This is a genomic window from Rhodoferax sp. U2-2l (assembly GCF_020594515.1).
Taxonomy (GTDB): domain Bacteria; phylum Pseudomonadota; class Gammaproteobacteria; order Burkholderiales; family Burkholderiaceae_C; genus Rhodoferax.
Genome location: NZ_JAJCTH010000003.1, coordinates 23,911 through 43,334 on the forward strand (window position 1 = coordinate 23,911; position 19,424 = coordinate 43,334).

General features: G+C 58.3%; 17 protein-coding genes. 6 read left to right on the top strand and 11 right to left on the bottom strand.

The annotated features are described in order from the left end of the window. Positions 1-17 precede the first annotated feature (17 nt). Positions 18-398 (bottom strand): VOC family protein, encoded by a 381-nt coding sequence (locus LHU53_RS03350; RefSeq protein ID WP_227330670.1) that lies wholly within the window; start codon positions 396-398, stop codon positions 18-20. Between the two features lie 136 nt (positions 399-534). Further along, the gene (locus LHU53_RS03355) at positions 535-1,044 is read right to left on the bottom strand and encodes a DUF1993 family protein (protein WP_227330671.1); all 510 of its coding nucleotides are present in this window, start codon (positions 1,042-1,044) and stop codon (positions 535-537) included. Positions 1,045-1,349: 305 nt separating this feature from the next. Here LHU53_RS03355 and LHU53_RS03360 point away from each other — a divergent pair, with 305 nt between their 5' ends. Next, on the top strand, positions 1,350-2,477 hold the full coding sequence (locus tag LHU53_RS03360) for a Fic family protein (protein WP_227330672.1): 1,128 nt from the start codon (positions 1,350-1,352) through the stop codon (positions 2,475-2,477). 434 nt (positions 2,478-2,911) lie between these two features. Here LHU53_RS03360 and LHU53_RS03365 read toward each other — a convergent pair whose 3' ends face one another. The 3 genes from LHU53_RS03365 to LHU53_RS03375 form a co-directional block, all read right to left on the bottom strand. After that, positions 2,912-4,861 (bottom strand): hypothetical protein, encoded by a 1,950-nt coding sequence (locus LHU53_RS03365; RefSeq protein WP_227330673.1) that lies wholly within the window; start codon positions 4,859-4,861, stop codon positions 2,912-2,914. 332 nt (positions 4,862-5,193) lie between these two features. Further along, the gene (locus tag LHU53_RS03370) at positions 5,194-7,809 is read right to left on the bottom strand and encodes a hypothetical protein (RefSeq protein ID WP_227330674.1); all 2,616 of its coding nucleotides are present in this window, start codon (positions 7,807-7,809) and stop codon (positions 5,194-5,196) included. A 54-nt stretch (positions 7,810-7,863) separates the two neighbouring features. After that, complete coding sequence (locus LHU53_RS03375) at positions 7,864-9,690, bottom strand: DEAD/DEAH box helicase (protein WP_227330675.1); 1,827 nt, start codon at positions 9,688-9,690, stop codon at positions 7,864-7,866. A gap of 122 nt (positions 9,691-9,812) precedes the next feature. Here LHU53_RS03375 and LHU53_RS03380 point away from each other — a divergent pair, with 122 nt between their 5' ends. From LHU53_RS03380 to LHU53_RS03400, 5 genes are all read left to right on the top strand, one after another. After that, positions 9,813-10,958 carry a cupin domain-containing protein gene (locus LHU53_RS03380; protein ID WP_227330676.1) on the top strand — a complete coding sequence of 382 codons (1,146 nt, stop codon included), beginning with the start codon at positions 9,813-9,815 and terminating at the stop codon, positions 10,956-10,958. 7 nt (positions 10,959-10,965) lie between these two features. After that, positions 10,966-11,373: a YchJ family protein gene (locus LHU53_RS03385; protein WP_227330677.1), complete on the top strand. Its 408-nt coding sequence runs from the start codon at positions 10,966-10,968 to the stop codon at positions 11,371-11,373. Between the two features lie 111 nt (positions 11,374-11,484). Further along, a complete protein-coding gene (locus LHU53_RS03390; RefSeq protein WP_227330678.1) occupies positions 11,485-11,880 on the top strand; it encodes an antitoxin Xre/MbcA/ParS toxin-binding domain-containing protein in 396 nt (131 codons plus the stop codon). Continuing rightward, positions 11,880-12,593: an RES family NAD+ phosphorylase gene (locus LHU53_RS03395; RefSeq protein ID WP_227330679.1), complete on the top strand. Its 714-nt coding sequence runs from the start codon at positions 11,880-11,882 to the stop codon at positions 12,591-12,593. Before LHU53_RS03390 ends, LHU53_RS03395 begins: the two co-directional genes overlap by 1 nt. Positions 12,594-12,596: 3 nt before the next feature. Then, entirely contained in the window at positions 12,597-14,228 is a 1,632-nt protein-coding gene (locus LHU53_RS03400; protein ID WP_227330680.1) for a B12-binding domain-containing radical SAM protein, read from the top strand. A 58-nt stretch (positions 14,229-14,286) separates the two neighbouring features. Here the strand turns inward: LHU53_RS03400 and deoA are convergent, their stop codons facing one another. From deoA to eutC, 6 genes are all read right to left on the bottom strand, one after another. Continuing rightward, positions 14,287-15,606, bottom strand: a complete 1,320-nt coding sequence (gene deoA, locus LHU53_RS03405) for a thymidine phosphorylase (protein WP_227330681.1) — start codon at positions 15,604-15,606, stop codon at positions 14,287-14,289. Between the two features lie 17 nt (positions 15,607-15,623). Beyond that, positions 15,624-16,247 carry a YbhB/YbcL family Raf kinase inhibitor-like protein gene (locus tag LHU53_RS03410; protein WP_227330682.1) on the bottom strand — a complete coding sequence of 208 codons (624 nt, stop codon included), beginning with the start codon at positions 16,245-16,247 and terminating at the stop codon, positions 15,624-15,626. A gap of 97 nt (positions 16,248-16,344) precedes the next feature. Further along, positions 16,345-17,148, bottom strand: a complete 804-nt coding sequence (gene deoC, locus LHU53_RS03415; protein ID WP_227330683.1) for a deoxyribose-phosphate aldolase — start codon at positions 17,146-17,148, stop codon at positions 16,345-16,347. A gap of 24 nt (positions 17,149-17,172) precedes the next feature. Beyond that, a complete protein-coding gene (locus LHU53_RS03420) occupies positions 17,173-17,967 on the bottom strand; it encodes a purine-nucleoside phosphorylase (RefSeq protein WP_227330684.1) in 795 nt (264 codons plus the stop codon). A 39-nt stretch (positions 17,968-18,006) separates the two neighbouring features. Continuing rightward, on the bottom strand, positions 18,007-18,444 hold the full coding sequence (gene cdd / locus LHU53_RS03425) for a cytidine deaminase (RefSeq protein ID WP_227330685.1): 438 nt from the start codon (positions 18,442-18,444) through the stop codon (positions 18,007-18,009). A 10-nt stretch (positions 18,445-18,454) separates the two neighbouring features. Further along, positions 18,455-19,423: an ethanolamine ammonia-lyase subunit EutC gene (gene eutC / locus LHU53_RS03430; RefSeq protein ID WP_227330686.1), complete on the bottom strand. Its 969-nt coding sequence runs from the start codon at positions 19,421-19,423 to the stop codon at positions 18,455-18,457. Between the last annotated feature and the right edge of the window lies 1 nt (position 19,424).

Here is a 19,424-nt window from a genome sequence, read left to right on the forward strand (position 1 = left end):
TATTGCTTTTGAAGCAGCTATGCCATCGGCGTACACAACTCCACCAGAAAGCCATTGATGTCGGCCACATAGGCGATGGTCTGGCCCCAGGGCATGACCTCGACCGGGCGCATGGGCGTGGCACCGGCGGCAACGGCCTGCGCCAGCGCGGCGGGCACATCGGGCGTGCACAACGCAATCTCAAAACAGGGCGCGTGTGCATTGGCCGCCTGCGGGTTCTTGCCCAGCTGCTGCATCAGGCGGTGGGCTGAAAACGCCAGCGTGGTGCTGCCGGTGTCCAGCTCGCCATAGTCGCCGCCCTCGTGCAAAAACCGTGTCGTCAGCCCAAAGGCCGCTTCATAGAACCTGAGCGTGGCGGGCACGTCTGGCACGTAGAGGATGGTGTAGCCGAGTTGCATGGCGTGGCCTTTTGGGGGTGGGTTGGACAATGCACGTATTTATACGCCAAATCGGCCGCTAGACCTTGTTGAATATGCGCAAGCAGCTATCAAAAAAGAACCGTGAGCCTGGCGCCTGAACCTTCCCCGGCTGCCTTCAATACACGCCCATGAAATCGCGCTTGCCGATGGGCAAGCCGTTGTGGCGCAGGATGTCGTAGGCGGTCGTCACGTGGAAGAAGAACTGTGGCAAACCATAGTTCGCCAGGTAGGCCTGCCCATGGAGTTTTTTCTCCTTCGGCGTGCCGGGGCGCAAGACGATCTCAGCGCCTTCCTTGCCTTCAAACTGCGCAGCGTTCACGCTGTCCAAAAAGGCCAGGGTCTGCGTCAAAAGCGCATCCAGATCGGCAAAGCTCTTTTCTTGCCCTTCCAACTTTGGCACCTCCACCCCCGCCAGTCGTGCCGAGATACCACGCGCGAAATCGGCGGCAATCTGCACCTGCTTGACCAGCGGAAACATGTCGGGCGCCAGCCGCGCCTGCAACAAGGCGTCAGGCTCGATTGACCTGGCGCCAGCGTAGTCGCTTGCCTGCGCAAGAATGGTTTTCAAAGCCGTCAGCATCTGCTTGAAGACGGGAACCGAGTGGGTGTACATAGCGCTGGTCATAAAGTGTTCCTGTAAGTGTTGGGGAGGGAGAAAGGCGGGTCCGCCGTGTCGCTGGGCAATGTACCCGGTAGCTGCGCGCACCTGCGCTGTAAGGTTGAAACCCCAGCTTTGCTGAACGAGTTATTGCTGCAGGGTTTTATGTCAAATCGGCCTCTAGCCCACGTTGAATATGCGCAAACAGCTATTAAAAATAAAGTAATTGTGTGGACTCTGATGCTTGCACCGTGCATGCACTGCACCCGGCGCGGCGAATGCCACCTTTATTTGCCGCACATAGAGCGGTGAATAAACCCCATAATCACCGCATGTTGACCGACAGACCCCAACCCCGGCGCACCTACCTTTGGCAGCGCCCCGACTGGCCGCAGTGGCGGTTTGACGCGGCTGCGCTGGCCGCGCCGCTGGCGCAGGTGCACCGCGCGCAGGGCCATCTGGCGGGCCGCATGGCCGAGCTGGGGCTGGCGCAGCGCGACCAGGCCACGCTGCAAGCCCTCACCCAAGAAGTCATCACCACCAGCGCCATTGAAGGCGAGGCGCTCAACCTGGACGCCGTGCGCTCCTCCATCGCCCGCAGGCTGGGCGTGGACATTGGCGCGCTGGCCCCCGCCGACCGCAACGTGGACGGCGTGGTCGACATGGTGCTGGACGCCACCCAGCAGCACGCCCAGCCACTCACCGCAGAGCGCCTGTTTGGCTGGCACGCGGCCCTGTTCCCCACCGGCTTCATCGGCCGGGTGCGCATCCAGGTGGGCACCTGGCGCAACGACGCCGCAGGCCCCATGCAAGTGGTGTCCGGCCCCGTGGGCAGAGAAAAAGTGCACTTTGAGGCGCCGCCCGCCACCGCACTACCCGCAGAGACTGCTGCTTTTCTGCAATGGTTTAACGCCGCCCCCGTGGGCGACGCCCTCATCCACGCCGGTCTGGCCCACCTGTGGCTGGTGACCCTGCACCCGTTTGACGACGGCAACGGCCGCATCAGCCGCGCCGTGGGTGACATGGCGCTGGCGCGCGCCGAGGGCACGGCCCAAAGGTTCTACAGCCTCAGCGCCCAAATTCAGCGCGAGCGCAAACAGTATTACGACCAGCTAGAAGCCACCCAGCGCGGCACGCTGGACGTCACGCCGTGGCTGGACTGGTTTTTGGCCTGCCTGCTTCGCGCCGTGCAGGGTGCTGAAGGCATGCTGGCTGGCGTGCTGATGAAGTCCCAGTTCTGGCAACGCTGGGCAGGTACCCCAATGAACGCGCGGCAAACGCTGGTGCTGAACCGTGTGCTGGACGGCATGGAAGGCAAGCTCACCAACGCCAAATGGGCGGCCATTGGCAAATGCTCCGCAGACACGGCACTGCGCGACATCAACGACCTGCTGGCGCGTGGCGTGCTGGGGAGGCTGGAGGGTGGTGGGCGGAGCACAGGGTATTTGTTGGTTAAATAGGGCTGTAGCCATTGTGAAATATGCGAAAGCAGCTATTACTAAAATAGCGATGACTGGTCGCATCACTAGCAACGACGCGAGTGAGACCGTTTCTTCCTCACCAAGTCGAACACGACTCCAATCCTTCGAACCGCGTCAGCGCACAGCTGGAAAGTCTTTTTGTTGCTGCATGCAATATGCACGGTTGCCGAATTGAGTTCTTCGATCCATGCAGTAGCTGAACACGGCTGGGGCCAGTGTCTGACCAAGGCAGAAATTCGAGCCTGGTCCCATTGTGCTGGCCCCCTCGTTCTTGTTGTCCTTTCGACGAGTTCTTGATGAACCAGTTGCAGTTACAAAAAAAAATACTGATGACCTTATTAAAATCAATCAAACATCCAATTTTTGAAATAGCATCACCACCAGGACTATTAATCTATTGTGCAAGGTTATCTTCACCACTGAACAACACGGTACTTCAATTTGCGACCTTCGAGCCAGCGTTCATTAAGCGTTAGAAATGGTGTCAACGCCTTGCGAATTTCCATTACCTCGCCTTCATCAAGACGAGAAAGCTCCGAAAGTTTTGAAGTTCCAATTGTTCCTATAGATGTACCAATACGCAATCCACTGTTTCCGCATAAAAGCCAACGATCATGGATTGTTGACTTTGATTTCACGCCGTCAAAATAAACATGAACAATTTTTAAAGGTGGTGGTTCAACATGAGCAATGTCCGCCCACGCTGCACTGTACTCGCAATCTAAATCTCCAGATGAAATCTCGGAAGTGCAAGAAAGGATGACGAACGACAATACATCCTTGTGAAAATAAAGATCTTTAATGAAATCAAGATTTAAAGGCTTGAAATAAGGATCACACAATAATACTTCTTTGTTATCGCATTGATCGAGCCAAGATTTAATATGGGTCAAAGCCAATTCACGCGATCCTGATGCAATAAGTAAGTTATCGTGATCTAAATTATCTTTTTCCAGATTGATATTACTAATTCCACAAATGCGCTTACCAAGCTTAATTGTTAGTAATGCCGCCAAACGCGTTACCTCAAAAACTGGTGGTAAAACAGCTTTAGATTGATTGGCGCTATGCTGATACTTGATTTGAATATTTCTTAGATACCACCAATAAAAACCCAATGATTGCTGAATGCTGGTATTTAAAACTCGACCCATAAGTTGACCAATTTCTTCTTGTCTTTGAGCCTGTTGTTTGTTCGCATTCAAACCACCAAGCATTTGCCAACCAACAGCACCAATATCACGTGCGTTCATGCCCGGATCATCATAGCGTTTCTCAAGCATGGCACCTTTTACTCTATTCGTTTTAAGTCGATCCTTAGCCAACCGAAGTGCACGTGATCTGGCTGGGTCATCGTCAATTTGCTTAATTAGATCTTCTGCGAAATCTTTATCGATTTGGTACGCTTGATCAATAATGTCCCGTTGTGATTCAGTTGCTGCCTCACTATCTCTGAGTAAAAGAGAATCCTTCATTGCCTTAATCAACAGTCGCTTAGCGATCGCATTTTCAGTTTCAGCCGTAAAGGAATCACTGGACATTGAAATAGACCGTCTTACTCGGTCAACCTTCGATGGAATTGAAGCTAGTCGGCGCTCTGCTTCCTTCATTAAAGCCAACTTTTCAGCGGACAATCTCGAAGGGAAGCACGGTGCTATGGAGCTTAGAACATATACGCTATCTGAAGTATTTGGGACTGCTTCTGCTTCGACTATCAGCTGTTTCCACGCATTCGAATTTGACTCATCTTTAAGCTTGAAACATAGGGCTTTAGCAATAATCTTCCAACCATTGTGTTTAATATTCTTTAGATCTGGAAGATCTCGAGCTATTTTTTCTAAAACCCGCCCGGCCAATCCAACTCGCTGACTTGCATTTATTTCGTTAACGCTAGATCTAGCAAGACACGAATGTACGAAATATTGTATCGATGCAACCATTGCGCTATCTGTCGATATATCTAAAATCAAATCTACAGTAGTAGTAGCTGCCTGCCACGTTAATTTTGCATTGCGCAACAGGTTATCATCATGAGGCTCATGCGTTGTATGTCCGGTGACATAGAAAAGTACTGCCTCTTGGCGGCAATCATCCTGTCTGTCATTTTCAATAGGGTTTAAGAGATTATTTGCGAATGACTGGTTATGCAGATGTAGCGCGACGAATGAACATTCTATTACACGATGGTAAATGTAAGAACCTTCGGACTCTGAGGCTCTGATTAAAGGCAAGAGACATTGCTCACATATCTTGTCAAGGATATCTTTTCGACAATATGTATATGCACGCATAGCAAGATCAGAGTAAAGTATTGATCTTCTTATTGCTGAAGCTGACTCATTAATAATCGAAATTACAGACATAAGGGACTCGTCTGAGTCATTCTTGTAATTCAAAGTGCCAGCGAAGGAAACTATGGTAAGTCTTGCGAGTTCGGCAATTAGTTCTTCATATTCCAGTGAAGGTATGGGTTGAATTTTTATCTGTTTCTGAAAGTTAGAAAGCCTCTTGCTAGCGATCGATTTATCTACGCTAGCTATCGCCTCCACAAACTTGAAACATACTTCGGGCACCAACCAGCGTTGGTCAATTCGCGTAACTGCCTCATCAAATTCAGATATCGTTTTGTCTAAGTTGGAAACTAGAGAATAGTGTTTTTCGACTAAAACAATCTGAGTAAGTGCTAGAGCGCGACCTAAGGGATCTTCAACGCCTTCCCAAAAGCAATTAGACCAGTTGGTGAAATATCAAATAAAGGCTTGCGCTTTGCCACAAGGCTCAAGCAATTGAAGGTGGCTGTCCAGCGAATATTTTTAGAAACTATTGAGTTTAATGCTCGCAAAAGAAGTGCCATCTCAATAGGTACTACAGATCTTCTCGTTAGAAGCTTTTCTGCGAAAAGCCTGTATCCTTTATCTCTACGGGGTTGAATGTTCAGCTTTGCAACTAAATCGATGGCTTGCTTTGGACTATATTCAGTCAATGCTGTAACGGCACCACTAAATACATCTAAATGCTCTGCAGTTGTGCTCAAACATTTTTCTGTAGTTTCTTGAATACTATCATTCAATAAATTTCGAAAACATGTTACTACGCTTTCAGGTGCGTTGCTAAACTGCTCCAGCGTTGACCGCATCCAGGAAAAACATTCAAGCCTTACACCATCATCATCAAGATAACCAATACGAAGAAAAATATCGCTTAGTGCCTCGTCAACATCTGATATACAAAACGCTGTTTTAGCACGGGCAATTTCTAGCTCTAGTCGATATTTGTCAATGGTTGGTGTGGCGTCAAGTAAGGCCGATTGTTGAACTTCGACACGCCCCAGTATTAGTTTAGCTCTTTCAATATCAACAGCATCTGCTAACGGAGAGCAAATATCTATGAGATCTGCCGCAGTTGGTAGGTAAGCTGTGTCCCTTGCAACTTCATCTAATGCATAGTCTGCTATATCTAAAGCTTCTGGATCAGTTGTATGTGATCTTATCCATAGCCTTAGAAAAAACGACCTCTGACGACCATCAAGGCCAGCCGTGGAACCCTTAATTTCATCTGCGGACTTTTCCCCAAAAACAGCCTCAGTTGCACGAAGAAACCCCTGTAAATCTGAATCTGCAATTCTTGTCCGATATTTTTCCAAAGAAACTTGCTGACCGGTCGATTGCTGTTTTTGGCTATTCAAAACCAGATGCGTGAATGCTGCATCCTGATAATCCTTGGCACCACCAGATGCCTGTTCAACAATTGCAATGCTTTGATCTGGCAATGGCCCAACCAATTTTTCTGCAATCGCCAGCGCCCTTTCTCGATCAGCAGATAGGTCAACATCTCTTATCAATGAGGAGATGCCATCTGCAATTGTTTGATCTACCTGAATTCCTCTGGCAAACAATGCCTTCGCATACTGAGCCAGCAGTAATAGTCGCTCTTCCTTTGTCGGACTGCCCAGTGCGAGATTTAAGGCTTCATCTAGTCTGTCAGTCGCAGCTAGTGCTGCCAACCTTGACTCATTGTCGTCGCTCAGTTCCAAACTGCGGACCACCGAAGTTTGCAATGCGAAGCGATAGGCCTCGACTTCCATATGGCAGCTGATTGCCGCATTAAAACCTAATTCTGTGCGACGCCGTAGAGCAGCAAGTGACTGGGTTTCGCCAAGAAATGAGTCAAGATTTTCTGGTGTAAGTACGGCAACAATATCAGAATCTCTCCCCAACTCTTCGTAATAACTTGGAAGCAGTTGGACAGATTCTGGCGATGCAACGTTATTCAATAAAGATTCAACGAACTTACCAATAACATAATCTCTATTAAATAGTAGCTTTTCCATCAGAAAAGCCCGATGCGTATTGCTCGCTGGCGACACCACTTCAGTATCATTAATTCGAACAAACCCAGATTTCTCCAAGAGCTTTTTCAGAATTAAAATATTTACTTTAGCATAATCAGCAAGTTCGGGGATGGATAAATGTCTTTTTGAGTAAATAAAGAAGGAGAATACTAACTCTAATTCATTTTCTGTAATTATTGATTTCGACTTTAGAGTTGCCCACTCTAACTCATAAAAATCACTTAGTGATGATTTAATTTTTGAAATATCCAGAGTGCCATTTTGACTTAAACGAACAACAGAAGCAAGTTTAGCTGGAACACAGGCAGTCGATAAAATTATCTCTTTTACTTCATCACCGTTTATGCCGTTAGCTAAAAGAAAACTTGTTGCTTCGTTGTCGCTAAGTGCAGGCACAGCTACTCTTCGGGCATTGGAGAAATTAATAAAATCGGGAAATTTTGAATCCTCGGACCAAGTTATGATATGGGCAATACCTGCTACGCCTAATGACAAAACATCCTTTACTACATCCTGAAGATATCTTTTATCCTCGATAGGTATTTGATATAGGCCGTCTATTATTATGTACAGCTGCGTTCTTGCGCTACGTGCCCGCCGTTGCAACTTCATGAGTAGGGTATGCCACTCACCGACGGAATTTTCACCAGCTACGTTTTCACTCGAAATACCTAGTTGTAAATTCGCTTGGCGAATAGCTTGACTAAGAAGTATTGGGATGGAGTATCCAGCTCTACTTCCTGCCTCAATAGTGAGAAGAACAGCCGGACTATCAAGAGATTCAAAAATCTCGGCACACAGACTACTTGCACCAATCCCTGGCCGAGCTTCTATAAAAAGTACGTTACTCTCCGATCCGAGTTTTAATAATCTAGTGAATTCTTTGCAAGTGTGCGGCCTATATTGATAACCTGCTGGAAATCCTCGGAAATCAGTTACTTCAATTGCGTTTGTTTTCATATTTTTACTCCCTAAAATATATTAGTTTTTAAACTGCGGTTCCCTGTTGGTCCTTTAAAAGTTCTTCCCAAGGCCCCCATCTCCCCCCACCCCCAAAACCAACCTCTGCGTCGCCCGCGTCGCCGCCACATAAAACAGCCGCGCCTCGTCTTTCTCGGGCTCACCGGGTGCGGGCATGTGGCCCACGCCGGGCAGGGCCACCACCGGGAACTCCAGGCCTTTGCTGGCGTGCATGGTCATGACGTGGATGTGGTCGGCAGCGGGCTGGAAGTCGCCGGTGCGTTTGCGCACGCTGTGTGGCACGCCGCGCTGATGGAGTGCTGTGGCGCACAGGTCCATGGTCTGCCAGTCGCGGCACAGGATGGCCATGTCGCCCCAGGCGTGGCCTTCGTTGTGGGCGGCGCGCAGGCTGTCGGCTATGGCGTAGGCCTCGTCGCGCAGGCTGGGCAGCCGGATGATCAGCGGGGCCTCGCCGCTGCGCCCGCAGCTGATGGGTTTCACCAGCGGCACACCGTCTCCATTTTCAGCGTCGTCGTCTTTGTCGTTGGCGGTCAGTAGGTCTGCCGCCACCAGGCTGGCGGTTTGCAGAATCTGCTGGGTGTTGCGGTAGTTGATTTTGAGGATGGTGGTGCGGCCCTGGGCCTGGATGCCCAGGCTTTTGAAGCTGAACTGTTTGGCACGCGCCCGCTCGTAAATGCTTTGGGCGTCGTCGTACAGCACCAGCAGGCTGTTGGTGGCGGGGTCCACCATTTGGGTGACCAGTTTGAGCCATTCGGGCGCAAAGTCGTGGCCTTCGTCGATCAGCACCGCCTGGTATTGGCCGCTGGGGATTTGCTTTCGGTCCACCGCGTGGATGACGCGTTGGACCATCTCCAGCATCTTGGTGTCCACTGGCAGGTTGTTGGCGGGCAGGGTTTGACCAAATGCCACCAGTTGTTCACGACACCATTTGTGAAAGTGCCGCACATGCACGCGCTCACTCAGGCCTTTGGCCACCATCGTGCTGTGCAACTTCACGCCCAGCGGTTCGTTAAAACACAGGATGAGGATGGGTTTGCTGCTGGCAGTGCAGGCCTTGGCCAAATACTCGGCGCGGTAGCCCAGGATCATGGTTTTGCCCGAACCGGCCACGCCGTGGATCACGCGGTGGCCGTCGCCCAGGCTGCGGGCCAGTTGCTCCTGCTGCAGGTCCATCACCCGCATGATGCTGGGCAGCTCAGCGTCGGGGTCGCTGTCGTCAAACAAGGCGCCCTGGATTTGCACCCGCACTTGCGGGAACATATTCCAGCGCACGCGGTCCAGCTGCGGCAGGCTCAAGGCGCCGCCAAAAGCGTGGGGAAACATCTGCCACAGCCGCTGCTGAAAAGCCTCTGGGTCGGCAGACTCTTCCATCTCGTCTCTGCAGATCACGTAGTGCGGCTCAATGGCCTCGCCCAGCCCGGAGCTCTCAAACTGTTTGCGCGTGATGCGGGTGAACACCACACCGTGGCCCCACGGAAAAGCCAGCTTGCCCTGGTGGGCGCCGCTGGTCTGCACCAGCTGCGGGTCGCGCTCCAGCGCGTTGACCACCTGGATGGCGCAGTGGCGGGCTTGCGCCAGCGGGTTGATGAGCACCTTGGGGCGGTCGTTCTCCAGCAGGGTCCACTGCTGGCGGGTGGCGTGCTGAATGGTGTCAAGCTTCCAGTCCTTGGTTTCCAGAATCAGCAGGCCGCGGCGCGGGTGCAGCAGCACAAAGTCGGGGTGGGTTTGTTTGGGGCCAATGGGGACGTTGTGCCAGAGCAGGTAGTCGTCGTCGAGCTTTTGCTCCAGCCGCCCGGCCAGGCGGCGCTCGCCCGTGCTGTCAAAGCTGCAGGCGCCCAGCGCCGGTATCAGTGTCGCCATCTTGTGTATTCCGTCCCTGAAATGATGTCGCCCCATTTTGGGGGGCGCTAGTTGCATGCCCTTTGATTTGGCGCAACCCGGCACCACGCGGCGCGGGGCTGGCAGCCCCGATACTCCCGCGCATGCTCAAACTCCACCTCTCTGACTTCTCCCTCGAACACTTCATGGCCCACTACTGGCAGCAAAAGCCGGTGGTCATCCGCCAGGGCTTCAAAGCCTGGGCCGACCTGATTTCCCCCAACGAACTGGCTGGCTTGGCCTGCGAGGACGAGGTCGAGTCGCGCATGGTCTACAAACAAGGCGAGCAATGGCAGGCCGAGTTTGGCCCGTTTGAGTCGTTCGAACGTTTTGGCGACAGCGGCTGGACGCTGGTGGTGCAGGCGGTGAACCACTGGTCGCCCGAGGTGGCCGAGCTGGTCAAACCCTTTGCCTTTATCCCCAAATGGCGGCTCGACGATGTGATGATCAGCTACGCGGTGCCCGGCGGTGGTGTGGGGCCACACATTGACCTGTACGACGTGTTCATCTGCCAGGGCAGCGGCCGCAGGCGCTGGCGCGTGGGTGACGTGGGCAACCACCGGCAGTTTGCCGCGCATGCCGCGCTTTTACACACCGACCCGTTTGAGGCCATCATCGACACCGAACTGCTGCCCGGTGACATCCTCTACATCCCGCCGGGTTTTCCGCATGACGGCGTCACGCTGGAAGAGTCGATGAGTTTCTCGGTCGGCTTTCGCGCCAAGTCGGCCTGCGACATGCTCAGCGGCCTGGCCGACTACGCCATCGACAAAGACCAGGCCCAGCACCTGTTGACCGACCCGCACCGCCCGATTGCGCAACACCAGGGCCAGATCGACAAAGCTGACTTTGCCCGCATCAAGGCCCACCTGCAAAGTGTGCTGGACAACGATGCGCTGCTGGCCGACTTTGCGGGCAGCTACTTCTCCAAAACCAAATGCGCGCTGGACCTGCAGGCGCTGGACGAACCTCTGGACGCGGCCGAGCTGATCAATATGTTGCAAGAGCAGCCGCTGGTGCGCACCGGTGGCCTGCGCTGTTTTTATGTGGACGAAACCGTGGCGCAGGGTGTGTGTTACGTGGACGGTGAACGCTTTGACTTTGGCCCCGCCTGCAAGGACGCGGTGCTGGCGCTGTGTGACCAGGACGAGCCCGTTTATGCCGTGCTACAAAGTGGTTTTGCCAACCCGGAATTTGTGCGCCAGCTGACCGAGTGGGTCAACGCCGGGTTCTGGTACTTTCAGGAATAAGCCGAGCATGAAAAAGTCTTCGCACGCTGCCAGCGCCGCCTGCCCCTGTGGCAGCGGCCAAACCTACGCCGCCTGCTGTGGCCAATGGCACGCCGGTTGGCGTGCGGGCTTGCACGCCCCCACGCCCGAGGCATTGATGCGCTCGCGCTACAGCGCCTACGGCCTGGGCCTGATCGACTACCTGCTGGCCACCTGGCACCCCAGCACCGCACCGGGTGAGCTGGAGCTGCCGCCGGTGAAATGGCTGGAGCTGGATATTCGCCATGCGGAAATGACGGGCGACGCCGGTGTGGTCGAGTTTGTCGCCCGCCTGCGCGAGCAAGGGCGCGGCGCGCGCCTGCATGAGATCAGCCGCTTTGTGCGCGAAGACGGCCGCTGGCTCTACATCGACGGCACGCATCCGGGCAAAGACTGACCTGCCGCGCGGTCAAAGCCGCAAACTGTGACTATTAAAACAATTCGTGTTTTAATAGTCACAAACGAATGGCAACCTTGCCGCCATTTGATCGCCCCACAGGAGCCCCACATGACCGCTGTGCTTGAGCCACAACCCGCCGTCTCGCAAGACCGGGGCGCGCTGGCCAAAATGGTGATGTCCCTGCTGGACCACTGGGCGCTGCCCACCGAGGATCAGGCCGCGCTGTTGGGCATAGCCGCCAGCAACCGTGCCGCGCTCACGCGTTACCGCAAGGGCGAACCCATCGGCACCAGCCGTGACCAGTTTGAACGCGTTGGCCACCTGCTGGGTATCCACAAAAATCTGCGCCTGCTTTTTCCGCAAAACCGCGATCTGGCTTACCGCTGGATGTCCACCCGCAACAAGGCGTTTGACAACCTGACGCCGGTGGAGGTGGTGAAAGCCTGGGGGTTTGCCGGCCTGCTGATGGTGCGCGCCTACCTGGACCGTGCGCGCGGCGTGTGATGGACAGCCTGTTTGCCCACCTGAAGCTGGCCGACGTTCACCGCACGGTCATACGCAACATCGTGTCCATCGGCACGTCGCAAGACCTGTTTGACGATCTGAGCAGCAACCCGGCCGAGTGGGCGCTGGCGCAGCAGGTGGAAGATGTGGTCAAGCCCCCACCTTATCAGTCCGGAACACCCGTGATTCACCGCCCGTTTGAAGACGCTGCCTGGGCCAACGCGATTGGCTGGCCGTTCAAGCACTGGCAAACCAGCCGGTTTTCTGACGGGTCGTTCGGTGTCTGGTACGGCTGTGACTCAGCCGAAACCTCGGTGTACGAGACGGCCTACCACTGGTTCAACGGGTTTTTGCGTGATGCCGGGTTTGAAAACGAGCCCGTGGTGGGTGAGCGCAAGCTGTATGACGTGGCCTGCGACGCGGCACTGCTGGACCTGCGGCCTCTGACCGCCCAGCACCCCGGCCTGATGCACAAAACCGATTACAGCTTCACCCAGTCGGTCGGTGCCCGGTTGCACCGCGAAGGCCACCCCGGGCTGGTGACGGGCTCAGTCCGTTATGCGCCAGGGCACAACTATGTCGTCTTGAACCCCGCGGTGTTGTCCAACCCGCGATTGCACTGCCAAGTCACCTATCGGCTGGACGGCGCGAGCATCGTGATTGAAAAGCAAACCGGCGTGGTGTGGCTGAATGTGGCGACTGAGGCGCTTTGAACCATGGCACCGCGCATCGTCCTGGCCACGCTCAACGCGCGTTACATCCACGCCTCGCTGGGCCTGCGTTACCTGCTGGCCAATCTGGACCGGCATGGCGGCCCAGGTTTGCGCGATGTGGCTCAGCTGCGCGAATACACAATTTCCCGTGATCCCAAAGAGGTGGTGGCCGATCTGCTGGCCACGCTGGGCGAGGCCACGGGCGCGGTGCAGATCGTCGGTTTTGGGGTGTACATCTGGAACGTGACGCAAACGCTGGCGGTGTTGCGCCTGATCAAAGCGGCGCGGCCAGACATCAAGGTCGTGCTGGGCGGCCCGGAGGTCAGCCATGAGACGGCTCAGCAAGCCATCACCCAACTGGCCGACTTTGTCATCACCGGCTGGGGCGACGTGAGTTTTGCCAAGCTCTGCCGCGCGCTGATCCACGGCCCGCAGCCCTTGATGAAGATCATCCCCGGCGAGCAACCCGACCTGGCCGACATCGCGCTGCCGTATGCCGAATACAGCGAAACCGACCTGGCGCACCGCCTGCTGTATGTAGAGGCCTCACGCGGCTGCCCGTTCAAGTGTGAGTTTTGCCTGAGTTCACTCGACAAAACCGCCTGGGCCTTTGAGCTGGAGCGGGTGCTGACTGAACTGGAAGCGCTGTACCAACGCGGTGCGCGCAACTTCAAGTTTGTCGACCGTACCTTCAACCTCAAGGTCGAGCACTCGGTGCGCATCCTGCAGTTTTTCCTAGACCGCCTACCCGCCGCAGGTGCCCCGGCTAACGAGCAGCTGTTTTTGCACTTTGAGGTGATCCCCGACCACCTGCCCGATCGGCTCAAGGCCATGCTGCTGCAGTTTCCACCGGGCGTGTTGCAGCTCGAAGTGGGCGTGCAGAGTTTCAACGCCGAGGTGCAACACACCATCTCGCGCCGCCAGGACAACGCCGCGTCTGAAGCCAACCTGCGCTGGCTGCTGACCCACAGCCACGCCCACATCCATGCCGACCTGATTTTTGGCCTGCCGGGCGAGACGCTGGCCAGTTTTGCCGAGGGGTTTGATCGCCTGCTGGTCATTGGCCCCCACGAGATCCAGCTTGGTGTGCTCAAACGCCTGCGCGGCGCACCGGTGGCGCGGCACACCGAGGTGCATGGCATGGTGTATGACCCCGAGCCGCCCTATACGGTGCAACACACCGGCGTGGTCGATGCCGACACCGTGTTGCACTTCACGCGTCTGGTGCGTTACTGGGATTTGCTGGCCAACTCGGGGCGTTTTGCCCAGACGCTGGTTTTGCTGTTGCAAACACCGCCCGCCGAGGTGATGGGCGCCTTGGGTGGCACCGAGGCAGAAAAGGCTGCCGCGCAAACGTCGCCGTTCTGGCGGTTTTGGCTGCTGTCGGATTGGCTGTGGCAGCGCCTGGGCAGCACCCACCAGCTGACGCCTGAGCTGTTGGTGGACACGTTGTTTGCCTACCTGAGCCAGAGCCTGCCGCCCGAGTCCGTGCGCCAAGCCTTGCTGGCCGACTACCTCAGCAGCGGCGCCCGCGCCAACCCGCAGGCCCTGCAAGGCCTGCTGCCCCGCCAGCCACCCGCACCCGCCAAGGCAGCCCGCACGCTGGCGGCGCGGCAAGAGCGGCACCGCGTCTAAATACTGTTTTTGTAGCTGCCAGCCCTTTGATTCAAAGGGCTACAAGCCATTATTAGCATCAAGCCGTGATGTATCTGACCAACACCGGCGCCAGCACCGGTGGGGCATCACCGATGTGAATCAGCGTCAGCAGGGACTGGCGTGCGCGCTCGGCCGAGGCCGCATCCGCCGCGTGCACCATCGCCAGCGGGTCACCCGCCTGCACCGCTTGGCCAATCTGGGCAAAGTCAGAGAAGCCGACACGCGGGTCCACCGTGTCGCTGGCCAGGCGCCGGCCGCCACCGAGTTCCACCACGGCCAGGCCGATGTCGCGGGTGGCCATGCTGGTGACAAAACCGCTGCGGGGTGCGGGCACGGCCAGTGTGACCGGCGCGCTGGCCAGGTAGTGGGTCGGGCGGTCCACAAAGTCGGCCGGGCCACCGAGTGCCGCCACCATGCGCGAAAACTGCTCCAGCCCTTGTCCACTTTGCAAAGCGCGGTCTATTTTTTGTAGCGCTTCGGCCTCATTCACGGCCAGACCGCCCATCAGCAACAGCTCGGCACTCAGGCGGAGGGTCACTTCCAGCTGGCGCGGCTCGGTGGCCTGGCCTTTGAGGAAAGCCACCGCTTCAAGCACCTCCAGCGCGTTGCCCGCGGTGTGGCCCAGCACCTGGTTCATGTCGGTGATCCAAGCGCGCGTGGGCAAACCGGCGCCGGTGGCCACCTGCACCAGCGACTCGGCCAGGGTGCTGGCCATGTCGAGCGAGTCGGCAAACGCGCCGTTGCCCACCTTCACGTCCATCACCAGCCCCTGCAGCCCGGCCGCGAGTTTTTTGGACAGGATGCTGGCGGTGATCAGTGGCACCGACTCCACCGTGGCGGTCACGTCACGGATGGCGTAGAGCCGCCGGTCGGCCGGGGCCAGATCGGCCGTCTGGCCGATGATGGCGCAGCCTGCCGCCTGCAAGGCGTGGTGTAACGTGGCCACGTCAGGCGTGGTCTTGTAGCCCGGGATGCTGCCGAGTTTGTCCAGCGTGCCGCCGGTGTGGCCCAAGCCGCGGCCAGAGATCATTGGCACCACACCACCGCAGGCCGCCACCAGGGGCGCGAGCATCAGGCTGATCTTGTCACCGACTCCGCCGCTGGAGTGTTTGTCCAGGATCGGGCCGCTCAAGTTGGCCTTAGACCAGTCCATCACCAGACCCGAGTGGGTCATCGCCTGGGTCAGCGCCACGGTCTCGTCACGGCCCATGCCTTTTAGGAACATGGCCATGGCCAGCGCGGCGGCCTGGCCCTCGCTCCAGGAGCCGTCGACCAAGCCCTTGACAAAGCTGTCAATGTGGGGGCGTTCCAGCGTGTGGCCGTCGCGTTTGATGCGGATGATTTCCTGGGCGAGCATGGGGGGCCTGTGGGTGTTTAGCGGCCGTAAGTGGCGGTGAAGCTGGCTTTGTCCAGCAGCAAGGCGCCCAGACCTTTGTTCAAGACAAAGGAATACAGCGACGGGCTGCCGGTTTTGGGGATGCCACCGGCTTTGGCCAGGTCATCCACCGCCAGCGCGTAGAGGGTGAAGATGTAGCGGTGCGGTTTGTCGGCCTCGGGCGGGCAGGGGCCGCCGTAGTTGCCGTTACCACCGGTGGCGCCGGTGTCCAGGTAGTCGGTGGCACCACCATAGGCCGGGGCGGGCAGCTTGGCCGCTGCATTGCCCGCGCCCTGGGGCAGCGCGGTCAGTGTGGGCGGCAGGTTGTAGACCGTCCAGTGCCAAAAGCCTGCGCCGGTGGGGGCGTCGGGGTCAAACACCTGCAGCGCGAGTGACTTGGTGCCGGGCGGCACGTTTTGCCAAACGAGTGCGGGTGACACATTGCCGCCCTGGCAGCCAAAACCGTTCAGCACAAATTTGTTGTCGAAGGTGCCCATGGCCAGGTCCGGGCTGGACAACATAAACGGTCCTTTTTGCGCGCTGGCGGGTGTGGCGGCCAGCCCCAGCGCGAGGGCGCAGGCGCCAGGGACGACGGAAAACAGTTTGACGAACGGCAAGCGCATGGTGTGTCTCCTGTGGTGTGGACGAAGGGGCCCGCGGCCAAGGCGGGCCGGACATTATTGAGCAAGGTGCCCAAGCTGGGCACGTGGGGCGCGGCGTTCAGTACCCGCTGGCAGGCGCTTGCGCGGGGGTCGCAGACGGGTTCAGCACCGTCTCAATGTGGCCCAGCAGGCTGCTGGCGCCGATGCGAAAGCGCTTTGGCGTCAACGCTTCGGCGCCCAGCGCGTGTGCCACAAGCGCCTCGTACCGCATGACTTCCTGCACGGTACGGATGCCGCCTGAGGCCTTGAAACCCACTTTTTCCCTGGCCGCCGGGCCAGCCGCAATGGCTGCCAGCATGACTTGCGCAGCCTCCAGTGTGGCGTTGACCGGGGTTTTGCCGGTGCTGGTTTTCAGGAAGTCAGCCCCCGCTTGCAGGGCCAGCTGGCTGGCGCGGTGGATCAGCTCTGGCGTTTTCAGCTCGCCGGTTTCCAGAATCACCTTGAGCAGCAGCCCCGGGCAGGCGTTGCGTACGGCGCCAAGCAGCGCGGTCACCGCTTGATCGTCACCGGCCATCAGCGCGCGGTAGGGCAGCACCACATCCACCTCTTGCGCACCGGCGTCCACGATGTGCAGCGTGTCGCGCACCGCAGCGTCCACATCGGTGTTGCCATGCGGAAAGTTGGCCACGGCGGCCACCGCAATGTGGGCAGGCAACTGCGCGCGGGCAAAAGCGGCCAGGCGCGGCCAGACGCACACCGCCGCCACCTGGCCGAGCGGGCTTTGGGCGCGTTGGCAGAGTTGGGTGATGTCGGCCTCGGTATCGGCATCGTTCAGGCTGGTGAGGTCCAGGCAGCTCAGGGCGGTGCGGGCGCTGGCTTGCAGGTCTTGCGGCATGTTGGGGGCGATGTTGGGGGGTGTCATAGGATCAAAAATACGCAAGCGGCCTCAAGGCAAGGCCGCCAGGATGTCCGCCAGCAAGCGGCTGGCGCGCGCGCTGCCTTCTTGCGCCTGGCTCAAAGTGTGGGCATGGCTCAGGGTCTCAGACGACATGCCCGCGCCAAAGTTGGTGATCATGGACAGCGCCAGCACCCGCAGCCCCAAGTGCCGCGCCAGAATCGTCTCAGGCACGGTGCTCATGCCCACCGCGTCAGCACCCAGGCGCTGCGCCATGCGGATCTCCGCCGGGGTTTCAAACTGCGGCCCCAGAAACCAGGCGTAAATGCCCTCAAAAAGCGTCGCTCCTTGCCCTTTTGCTACCCGGGCTGCAAGGCGATGGAGCTCTGAATCGTAGGCGTTGACCATGTTTACAAACCGGTCGTTACCGGCTTGCCCCACCAGCGGCGAGCGCTGCGGCAGGTTCAGGTGGTCGGTGATCAGCATCAGGCTGTGCGGCGGCATGTCGGGGCGCACGCTGCCTGCCGCGTTGGTCTGTACCAGCGTGTGGCAGCCCAGCGCTTGCAGGGTGCGCAGCGGCACGGCCATGCCGTCGACCGCGCCAGACTCGTAGCCATGTTGGCGCCCGCTCATCACCGCCACCGGCTGCGTGCCAATGCGCCCCAGCCAGAGCGTGCCGCCGTGCCCGGCCACGGTGGGCTGCGGAAAACCGTCCAGCTCGGTGTACGGAATCTGGATGGCATCCACGATGTGCTCGGTCAAGCCGCCCCAGCCGGAGCCCAGCACCACGGCGATGCGTGGCTGCAGCTGTCCGGCGCGGTGGGTGATGGTGTCAAGGGCGTTCATGGTGGACGGTGCTGGGGTTGTGCGGTGAGGGGGGGTGGCTCATGGCTTGCTCAGGTGATCTGGCCCAAAGCTCTCGGGCAGCAATTGCGCCAAGGTGTAGCTGGGCCCCAGTTGGGTGTTATTGGCGCAGAAGATGGGCAGGTCGGCGGCGCCAAATTCGCGCAATTTTTGCCTGCAGCCACCGCAGGGTGTGGTCCAGGCACTATGGTTTTGCCCGCCGTTGCCCACCACCAGCACCGCCCGGGCACGCTGGCCACCCGCCAACACCATGGCGCTCAGCGCAGCGGCTTCAGCGCACAGTCCCTCGGGGTAGGCGGCGTTTTCCACATTGCAACCGGCGTGGATGTGACCTTGCTCGTCCAGCACGGCGGCACCCACCGGGTAGCGGGAATAGGGCGCATAGGCCATGCGCTGGGCGGCGCGGGCGGCTTGCAGCAAGGCTTGGCGCTGGGGTTCAGTGAGGGTCAAGGGTGACATGGACCCGACTTTAGCGCGAACCATCCGCGCGCTTGGGGTGCTGCCGCGCGCTGCCGTTGTGCCACAGGGCCAACGGGTGCGGGTCGGCCTCTGTCGCCGATGAGGGCGAGAGCTGATGATCCACCTCATCTTTCAGACCCACCCCGGTCAGTTGCTGGCTGCGCGCCCGCTTGAGCAACTGGTGCGCGGTTGCGGCTGCCGCCGCGGTGGACAAACCGGCCGGGCGCACGTTGGAGATGCAGTTGCGCGCCGCATCCAGCGTGCCCACCTTGGGCGCCCAGGTGATGTACAGCCCCATGCTGTCGGGCGAGCTCAAACCCGGCCGCTCGCCAATCAGCACCACCACCATGCGGGCCGCCAACGCCGCCCCCACCTCGTCACCAATGGCGACCCGGCCCTGTTCCACCACGCTCACCGGCGCGATGGACCAAGGCTGCGTGGCGTCCGCCTGCAGCCGCGCCAGCAGCTCGGCCACCAGCGGCGCCGCGTTTTGATGGATGGCCAGGGCCGACAAGCCATCCACCACCACCAAGGCCAGATCAAACGGCGCGGCGCCAGTGCCGTGCATCACACCGCCTTGGACCTGCGCCGCGCTTCGCCAATCGGCCAGGGCGCCCAGCGAGGGGGCGTCCAGCCGCCGCCCCAGATCAGGCCGCTGCAGGTAGGTGGCGCGGTCACTCGCCTGGCTGTGCAGCATCAGCGTGGGCAGGCCCAGGCTGTGCAGGCTGGCGGCGACACCTGGCACGTCCAGCGGCAGATGCACCGCATCACGCGCCTGCGCATGGGCGAGTTGAAACGCCAGATGGGCGCCGGTGGGCTGGCTGACACCCGCGCGGCCCAGGGCGATGCGGGCGTCGGTAAATTGGCGCAACCCCTGCCACGGGGTCGCGCTGACCAGTTCCGGCAGACCGGGCGGCGCGGACTGTTCAGGCACAGCGCCCTGCGTGCGGTTCGATGGCGTGGGGTCGGGCGTGGTCATG

Excerpts from the sequence above, each read along its gene's own strand:
- LHU53_RS03355 (WP_227330671.1), bottom strand. The coding sequence starts at position 1,044 with ATGACCAGCGCTATGTACACCCACTCGGTTCCCGTCTTCAAGCAGATG.
- LHU53_RS03370 (WP_227330674.1), bottom strand. The coding sequence starts at position 7,809 with ATGAAAACAAACGCAATTGAAGTAACTGATTTCCGAGGATTTCCAGCA.
- LHU53_RS03375 (WP_227330675.1), bottom strand. The coding sequence starts at position 9,690 with ATGGCGACACTGATACCGGCGCTGGGCGCCTGCAGCTTTGACAGCACG.
- LHU53_RS03380 (WP_227330676.1), top strand. The coding sequence starts at position 9,813 with ATGCTCAAACTCCACCTCTCTGACTTCTCCCTCGAACACTTCATGGCC.
- LHU53_RS03400 (WP_227330680.1), top strand. The coding sequence starts at position 12,597 with ATGGCACCGCGCATCGTCCTGGCCACGCTCAACGCGCGTTACATCCAC.
- deoC (WP_227330683.1), bottom strand. The coding sequence starts at position 17,148 with ATGACACCCCCCAACATCGCCCCCAACATGCCGCAAGACCTGCAAGCC.
- LHU53_RS03395 (WP_227330679.1), top strand. The coding sequence starts at position 11,880 with ATGGACAGCCTGTTTGCCCACCTGAAGCTGGCCGACGTTCACCGCACG.
- LHU53_RS03410 (WP_227330682.1), bottom strand. The coding sequence starts at position 16,247 with ATGCGCTTGCCGTTCGTCAAACTGTTTTCCGTCGTCCCTGGCGCCTGC.
- LHU53_RS03360 (WP_227330672.1), top strand. The coding sequence starts at position 1,350 with ATGTTGACCGACAGACCCCAACCCCGGCGCACCTACCTTTGGCAGCGC.
- deoA (WP_227330681.1), bottom strand. The coding sequence starts at position 15,606 with ATGCTCGCCCAGGAAATCATCCGCATCAAACGCGACGGCCACACGCTG.
- LHU53_RS03390 (WP_227330678.1), top strand. The coding sequence starts at position 11,485 with ATGACCGCTGTGCTTGAGCCACAACCCGCCGTCTCGCAAGACCGGGGC.
- LHU53_RS03350 (WP_227330670.1), bottom strand. The coding sequence starts at position 398 with ATGCAACTCGGCTACACCATCCTCTACGTGCCAGACGTGCCCGCCACG.
- LHU53_RS03365 (WP_227330673.1), bottom strand. The coding sequence starts at position 4,861 with ATGTCTGTAATTTCGATTATTAATGAGTCAGCTTCAGCAATAAGAAGA.
- LHU53_RS03385 (WP_227330677.1), top strand. The coding sequence starts at position 10,966 with ATGAAAAAGTCTTCGCACGCTGCCAGCGCCGCCTGCCCCTGTGGCAGC.
- eutC (WP_227330686.1), bottom strand. The coding sequence starts at position 19,423 with ATGACCACGCCCGACCCCACGCCATCGAACCGCACGCAGGGCGCTGTG.
- cdd (WP_227330685.1), bottom strand. The coding sequence starts at position 18,444 with ATGTCACCCTTGACCCTCACTGAACCCCAGCGCCAAGCCTTGCTGCAA.
- LHU53_RS03420 (WP_227330684.1), bottom strand. The coding sequence starts at position 17,967 with ATGAACGCCCTTGACACCATCACCCACCGCGCCGGACAGCTGCAGCCA.